7 protein-coding genes and 1 pseudogene are annotated in these 7,100 nt (G+C 43.4%); 6 read left to right on the top strand and 2 right to left on the bottom strand.

Annotation, left to right across the window (positions count from 1 at the left end; genetic code table 11):
* Both WFH18_RS04565 and WFH18_RS04560 read left to right on the top strand, forming a co-directional pair.
* A pseudogene (locus tag WFH18_RS04565) lies at positions 1 to 157 on the top strand (IS4 family transposase); the annotation flags it as partial.
* 137 nt (positions 158 to 294) lie between these two features.
* On the top strand, positions 295 to 621 hold the full coding sequence (locus WFH18_RS04560; RefSeq protein WP_005246639.1) for a hypothetical protein: 327 nt from the start codon (positions 295 to 297) through the stop codon (positions 619 to 621).
* Positions 622 to 670: 49 nt separating this feature from the next.
* Here WFH18_RS04560 and glnG read toward each other — a convergent pair whose 3' ends face one another.
* Positions 671 to 2,146 carry a nitrogen regulation protein NR(I) gene (gene glnG, locus WFH18_RS04555; protein WP_004279889.1) on the bottom strand — a complete coding sequence of 492 codons (1,476 nt, stop codon included), beginning with the start codon at positions 2,144 to 2,146 and terminating at the stop codon, positions 671 to 673.
* Entirely contained in the window at positions 2,133 to 3,242 is a 1,110-nt protein-coding gene (gene glnL / locus WFH18_RS04550; protein WP_005107202.1) for a nitrogen regulation protein NR(II), read from the bottom strand. The genes glnG and glnL overlap by 14 nt, the downstream gene beginning before the upstream one ends.
* Before the next feature lie 341 nt (positions 3,243 to 3,583).
* Here glnL and rimO point away from each other — a divergent pair, with 341 nt between their 5' ends.
* The 4 genes from rimO (at position 3,584) to uppS (ending at position 7,097) form a co-directional block, all read left to right on the top strand.
* The gene (rimO, locus tag WFH18_RS04545; protein ID WP_005263068.1) at positions 3,584 to 4,927 is read left to right on the top strand and encodes a 30S ribosomal protein S12 methylthiotransferase RimO; all 1,344 of its coding nucleotides are present in this window, start codon (positions 3,584 to 3,586) and stop codon (positions 4,925 to 4,927) included.
* Positions 4,928 to 4,973: 46 nt separating this feature from the next.
* Positions 4,974 to 5,702: a UMP kinase gene (gene pyrH, locus WFH18_RS04540; protein ID WP_004279886.1), complete on the top strand. Its 729-nt coding sequence runs from the start codon at positions 4,974 to 4,976 to the stop codon at positions 5,700 to 5,702.
* An 80-nt stretch (positions 5,703 to 5,782) separates the two neighbouring features.
* On the top strand, positions 5,783 to 6,337 hold the full coding sequence (gene frr / locus WFH18_RS04535; RefSeq protein ID WP_004279885.1) for a ribosome recycling factor: 555 nt from the start codon (positions 5,783 to 5,785) through the stop codon (positions 6,335 to 6,337).
* Positions 6,338 to 6,344: 7 nt separating this feature from the next.
* Positions 6,345 to 7,097, top strand: coding sequence for a polyprenyl diphosphate synthase (gene uppS, locus WFH18_RS04530; RefSeq protein WP_005263065.1), 753 nt, complete (start codon positions 6,345 to 6,347; stop codon positions 7,095 to 7,097).
* Positions 7,098 to 7,100 lie beyond the last annotated feature (3 nt).

Below are 7,100 nucleotides of genomic sequence, written 5' to 3'. Positions count from 1 at the left end.
CGCCTATTTACTGGTAAGTTTCGCTCAACATTTAGGGAAAAAAGGCTGGACAGTTCAGCGCTTACTCAGAATAATTCAAGTGAATTTATTTGAAATAAAAACCTTAAAAGCGTTATTTTCACCCGATAAAGTCCCCATCAAACAAGAGGAAGCTTAAATGAGCTTCCTCTTGTAAAAATTGTGGGACAGCAGTGATCTGAAGATTCCTTTTTTTATCGTCGAGACTTTTAATTGAATAAAGTCAGTCCATAAAATTTGCTAAAATATACGGATAGTAAACAGATTGATTTTTATATGGCTTATCAACTTATTCAACTCTCGATTCAGGCCACCGATAATATTGCCTGTCCGCATTGTCAGCACAACGTGATTGATTGGGCAGAAGAGCAATATGTGCAACCTTGTGAACATACCCTGTTTATTGCCATGGATATAGGCTTTGAATATATGACCGATGAATTCGAGCACAGCATGCCGCGTTCTGTAGATGATTTGCATGCCAATGATGATCAGGTGAATATGCTGGATGAAATCACCCAAGCGACTTATTCAAATTATCTGATCTATAAGTCTGATCTGGGCATAGATGGGTATTTCCGCTATGTGGGTTTTACTGCATAGATCATCATCAATAAAAAAGCGCCAATCGGCGCTTTTTTATATGGAAAGATTAACTTTCTATTTCTTCTTCGATTTCATCATCCGTAGTATCCATGCCCAATTCTTTAAGCTTGCGCGTTAAAGTATTGCGACCCCAACCTAGAAGCTCTGCGGCATGACGTTTACGGCCACGGGTTTGTTGCAAGGCTGCATTGATCAAGGTGCGTTCAAACATTGGCGTCGCAACATCCAGAAGTTTCATTTCACCATTTTTGAGTTTCTGCATCGCCCATTGACCCAGCAATTCATCCCAGTGATGCGGTGCGATCTGGTTTAGCGTTGGAATTGGCGCACCCGGATCCTGCTGATGAATTGGAATCTGTTTCAGCTCAGGTGGCAAGTCTTCAGGATAGACTTCACGACCTGTGATCATGACAGTCAGCCAGCGACAGGTATTTTCAAGTTGACGCACATTACCTTGCCATGGCAATTTCTGCATATATTCTTGGGTTTCAGGACGTAATATCTTTGGGTTGACCCCAAGTTCTTTACCGGCACGTGCCAGAAAATGCTGCGCCAGCATCGGAATATCTTCACTGCGATGTGCCAGTTTTGGAATATGAATACGAATTACATTCAGGCGGTGATATAAGTCTTCACGGAAACGACCATCATGGACCAGTTTTTCCAAATCCTGATGTGTTGCAGCCACGATACGCACATCGACCTTAACCGGAATATGACCGCCAACTCGGTAGAACTCTCCATCGGCTAGGACACGCAATAAACGGGTCTGGGTCTCAAATGGCATATCGCCAATTTCATCTAAAAACAGCGTACCGCCATTTGCCTGTTCAAAACGACCTTGGCGCTGGGTATTAGCACCGGTAAATGCACCTTTCTCATGGCCGAAAAGTTCAGTTTCGATCAGGTCTTTTGGAATCGCCGCCATATTGAGGGCAATAAAAGGTTTTGAGCTGCGTGGTGAATGACGATGCAGGGCATGCGCTACCAGTTCTTTACCTGTACCAGACTCACCATTAATCAACACGGTAATATGCGATTGTGATAAACGGCCAATGGCACGAAACACTTCCTGCATGGCAGGCGATTCACCAATAATTTCGGTAGATTGAATTGGTGGAGCCGCTTTTGCTGATTCTTGTTGCTGTAGCTTGGTGATATGTAAAATTGCACGATTTACCAGCGCCAGTGCTTCATCAATATCAAAAGGCTTAGGCAGATATTCAAAAGCACCAGTTTGATAGCTAGAAACAGCCGATTCTAAGTCTGAATGCGCCGTCATAATAATGACAGGTAGGTCAGGATAACTGTGTTTAACCTTGCCCAGGAAGGTAAGTCCATCAATACCCGGCATGCGGATATCGGTCAAAATCACATCGGGTGCTTCCAGACTCAGTTGGTCTAGTGCAGATTGTGCTTCTTCAAAACTGGTCACATCCAGACCTTCCTCTTTAAAGGTCTTTTCCAGTACCCAGCGCATGGCGCGATCGTCATCAATCACCCATATTTTATTTCGCGACATGATTCGACTCCCAAGGTAAATATAAGCTAAAGACGGTTTTTCCAGCCACGGACTGACACTCGATCATGCCGTTGTGCTGATGAATAATATTTTGAGCAATACTGAGGCCCAGTCCGGTACCTTTTGCGCGACTGGTGACCAGCGGATAAAACACCGATTCGATAATCTCTTCCGGCACACCTGGACCGTTGTCTTCAATATCAATCCTTACTACAGAGCGGTGAATCACCCCGTTAATGGTAAAGAGACGCTGAATCCGGGTTCTTAAAATCAGTTCCGGTTGATGTTCGACAAAGAACTCCTTGTTCTCGGTCATGGCCTGTACGGCATTGGCGCAAATATTCAAAATGACCTGAATCAATTGGTCGCGGTCTGCCAGAACTTCCGGTAAGGACAGGTCGTAATCCCGGGTAATCTTGATTTTCTTTTTGGTCTGATTGGCAATCAGTGAACGCACCCGTTCCAGAGGTTCATGCACATTGACCAGTTCATAGCTCGGAAGCTGGCGTGAACCGAGCATGGTATCGGCCAGATTTCTGAGTCGATCCACTTCGCTAATAATAATGTCGGTAAATTCTTTGTATTGTGGATCATTCAAACTGCGTGCCAGGAGTTGAGTCGCCCCGCGAATGCCACCCAAGGGATTCTTGATTTCATGCGCAACACCGCGAATCAGCTGACGCGCTACCTGATGCTGTTGCAGCAGATTTTCTTCACGAGAGATTTTTAACATGCGATCGCGAGGATTGAGTTCGATGAGCAGTAGCGGATGATAAGGTTTGCCCAGATTTAGCTGAGAAACAGTGTAGTCAACATGAATGTCTTTAAAGTTGACCAGAATAGTGGCTTCGCGGCGTGTATAAGGCTGTCCCGTAGTTAAAGTATTATTCAGGGCTTCTTCGGTATTAAACTCATCTGTCGGGTTTTGCAAAATATTGAGCACGGATGTGCCGCTCGCGCGGAATAAGCTCACATCAAATAAGGCTTCACAGGCAGAATTCAGATAATAAATATTAAGATCGCGGTCTATCAATAAGATACACGTGGTCATATTGTCCACTAAAGCACGATAGTCGATCGGAATAATTTGATCCATTCGCGGGTTTGTTCCTGTATTAAAATGGCGCAATGGCATCTTCATAAAGCAATTTAATCAATTTTAAGTTCTGATTTGATGCAAGATGCACGCCAACTTTTATGACGAGAGATTATTTATTGCGATGAAATGCAGAAATGTGACAGAGCAACACAATTCATCTTAGATATAGCGGATTAAATTGAGGCTGTAAATCTAAAATGATTCATTTTGGTGCATGAGTGGGTATGTTGAATATTTTATGGCAATATTTTAGTGCATGATGCAAAGAGTCAGGTTTTCAACTATTTTTATGATGCGAAAAGACATACAATACGCGCATTCTAGTAGAGCGAAAATTCATGAAGTCCCCCAAAGTCGGTTTTGTATCTTTAGGTTGTCCTAAGGCATTGGTAGATTCTGAACGTATTTTAACCCAGTTAAAGACTGAAGGTTATGACGTCGCTTCGGATTATGACGGTGCTGATTTAGTTGTAGTAAATACCTGTGGTTTCATTGAATCCGCAGTGCAAGAATCGCTCGATGCGATTGGTGAGGCGATGAGCGCGAATGGTCGCGTGATCGTAACAGGTTGTCTAGGTAAAGACGAAGACAAGATTCGCCAAATGCATCCCAATGTCCTGAAAGTGACAGGTGCAGCGGCATATAAAGAAGTTATGGATGCGGTTCATCAATACGTACCTGAGCCGCCAAAACACAATCCATTTATTGATCTGGTTCCAGAGCAAGGCATCCGCCTGACGCCAAAACACTATGCTTATCTGAAAATATCTGAAGGCTGCAACCATCGTTGTACCTTCTGTATTATTCCAAGCATGCGTGGCGATCTGGTTTCACGTCCAGTTGGTTCTGTGCTTGAAGAAGCTGCAGCGCTGAAACGTGCCGGTGTAAAAGAAGTACTCGTGATCTCCCAGGATACTTCTGCTTATGGCCTGGACACGAAATACAAGCTGGATTTCTGGAATGGTCAGCCGGTTAAAACCAAATTCTATGACATGTGTGAAGCATTGGGTCAGTTGGGAATCTGGGTACGTTTGCACTATGTTTACCCATATCCGCATGTAGATGCAGTAATTGACCTGATGGCACAAGGCAAAATCCTGCCTTATCTGGATATTCCATTCCAGCACGCGAGTCCAAAAATTCTCAAACTGATGAAACGACCTGCGCACAGTGAAAATACACTGGAGCGTTTGAAAATCTGGCGCGAGAAATGTCCTGATCTGGTGTTGCGTTCAACATTTGTGGTGGGCTTCCCGGGTGAAACTGAAGAAGACTTCCAGATGTTACTGGACTGGCTGAAAGAAGCCCAGCTGGATCGTGTGGGATGTTTTACCTATTCGCCAGTTGAAGGTGCGACAGCAAATGATTTGCCAGATCACGTTCCTGAAGAAATTAAACAAGAGCGTTATGAGCGTTTCATGCAGGTTCAGCAAGAAATCTCGGCAGCCAAACTCCAAAAACGTATCGGTCAGACCATGACTGTGCTGGTAGATGACCTGGAAGATGAATTCCCGGTAGCGGTTGCGCGTTCTTATGCAGATGCACCTGAAATTGATGGTAATGTTTTTGTTGAAGATATCGATAAAAGCGTCATCAAGGCGGGGGATTTACTTGAAGTCGAAATTACTGATGCAGATGAATACGATCTGTATGCAAAACTCATTTCAATCAAGTCTGCTTAAGATTTTGAATTAAAAAAATTTAAATTGAATACTTTGGAGTTTGATGATGTTGGATTCTAAAAAGCCACGCTTTGGTCGCATCCTGTTAAAGCTTTCTGGTGAAGCGCTGGCAGGCAATAAAGACATGGGGATCGATGCACAAGTGCTCGATCAGATGTCACTTTCTATTGCGCACCTCGTGGGTTTAGGCGTACAAGTAGGTATTGTTGTGGGTGGTGGTAACCTGTATCGCGGTAGCCAGCTACAAAAAGATGGTCTAGTTGGTCGTGTAACTGGCGACCAGATGGGTATGCTGGCAACAGTCATGAACGGTTTGGCACTTCGCGACGCTTTGGTGCGCCGTAATATTAAAACCCGTTTAATGTCTGCATTGCCAATTGGTGCCGTGGTTGAGTCTTACTCAAGCCGTGATGCAATCCGTCACCTGACTCAGGGTGAAGTGTGTGTATTCGTGGCAGGTACAGGTAATCCGTTCTTTACGACAGATACAGCTGCCTGTTTACGTGGTATTGAAATCGAATCAGACTTGATCTTGAAAGCGACCAAAGTTGATGGCGTATATAATAAAGATCCAAGCAAATATGATGATGCGGTTAAATATGACACATTGACTTTTGACCAAGTTCTGGACGAAAAGCTGGGTGTGATGGACTTAACTGCAATCTGTTTATGTCGTGATCACAATGTGCCGCTACAAGTATTCGATATGAATAAATCTGGCGCATTGCTTTCCGTTGTGATGGGTGAAAAAGAAGGGACTCACGTTACCAATTAATGACGTGAGCACCAAAGCACTTTATACTACACGCTAATTTAGTAATAACCTCTTTTCAAGAATTAAGTAAGGAAGATCATATGATTAACGATCTTAAAAAAGACAGCGAAGACCGTATGAACAAAACTCTAGAATCTCTAGAGCATGGTTTTGCAAAAGTTCGTACCGGTCGTGCGCATCCATCAATTTTAAATAACGTGATGGTTTCTTACTATGGTTCAGACGTTCCATTGAACCAGGTGGCAAACGTAGGTGTTGAAGATTCACGTACTTTGTTAATCCAGCCTTTCGAACGTTCAATGGTTTCTGCAATTGATAAAGCGATTCGTGAATCTGATTTGGGTCTGAACCCAATTACAGCAGATGCGATTCGTGTACCAATGGCTGCGTTGACTGAAGAAACGCGTCGTGACATGCAGAAAGTTGCGCGTAATGAAGCAGAAAATGCCAAAGTGGCGATCCGTAACATTCGCCGTGATGTATTGGGCGATATCAAGGCTTTGTTGAAAGAAAAAGAAATTTCTGAAGATGAAGAGCGTCGTGCTGCTGACGAAATCCAGAAAATTACCGACAAATTTGTTGCTGAAGTTGACAAGCGCTTGGCTGCGAAAGAAGCTGAATTGATGAAGGTCTAATTCATCGATGACCGTTGCTGAAGAAAATCCCCGTCTTCCGAAACATGTTGCCATCATCATGGATGGCAACAATCGTTTTGCCAAAAAAAATCAGATGCAAAAAGGTGATGGACACCGTGAAGGAAAAACGGTTCTGGATCCGATTGTTGAACACTGTAAAAAAAGAAATATCCAGGCTTTAACTGTATTTGCCTTTTCAAGTGAAAACTGGAATCGTCCACAGTTTGAAGTTGAATTGCTCATGAAATTGCTGGTTGATACCATTCATGAACAATTGCCCCGCATGGAAAAATTCAATATTGCCTTACGCTTTATCGGTGATCGCAGCCGTTTGTCCCCAGAATTACAGGGACTTATGTTGCATGCCGAACAAAGGACTGCTAATTTCAATAGTATGACACTCACTATTGCAATCAGTTATGGTGGTATGTGGGATATGGCACAAGCTGCACAGCGAATTGCTAGCGATGTTTTAACAAATAAATTAGATCTTGATGCAATTAATACTGATGTATTTGGTCAATATGTCAGCCTCGGTGATTTACCTGCAGTTGATCTGCTGATTCGTACGGGTGGAGATTTCCGTCTTTCGAATTTCCTGTTATGGCAGGCAGCCTATGCAGAGCTTTATTTCACTGAGACGCTATGGCCAGAATTTACCGTTGAAGAACTTGATGATGCACTTGCCGTATTTGGTGGGCGTGAACGTCGTTTTGGTAAAACATCAGAACAGATTCATCAGGAAAAACTTGAGAATTAATAC

Source organism: Acinetobacter sp. USHLN143, assembly GCF_037145695.1.
Classification (GTDB): domain Bacteria; phylum Pseudomonadota; class Gammaproteobacteria; order Pseudomonadales; family Moraxellaceae; genus Acinetobacter; species Acinetobacter fasciculus.
Note: the sequence above shows the minus strand (reverse complement) of the source record. Positions and strands in the feature narration are given on the sequence as shown.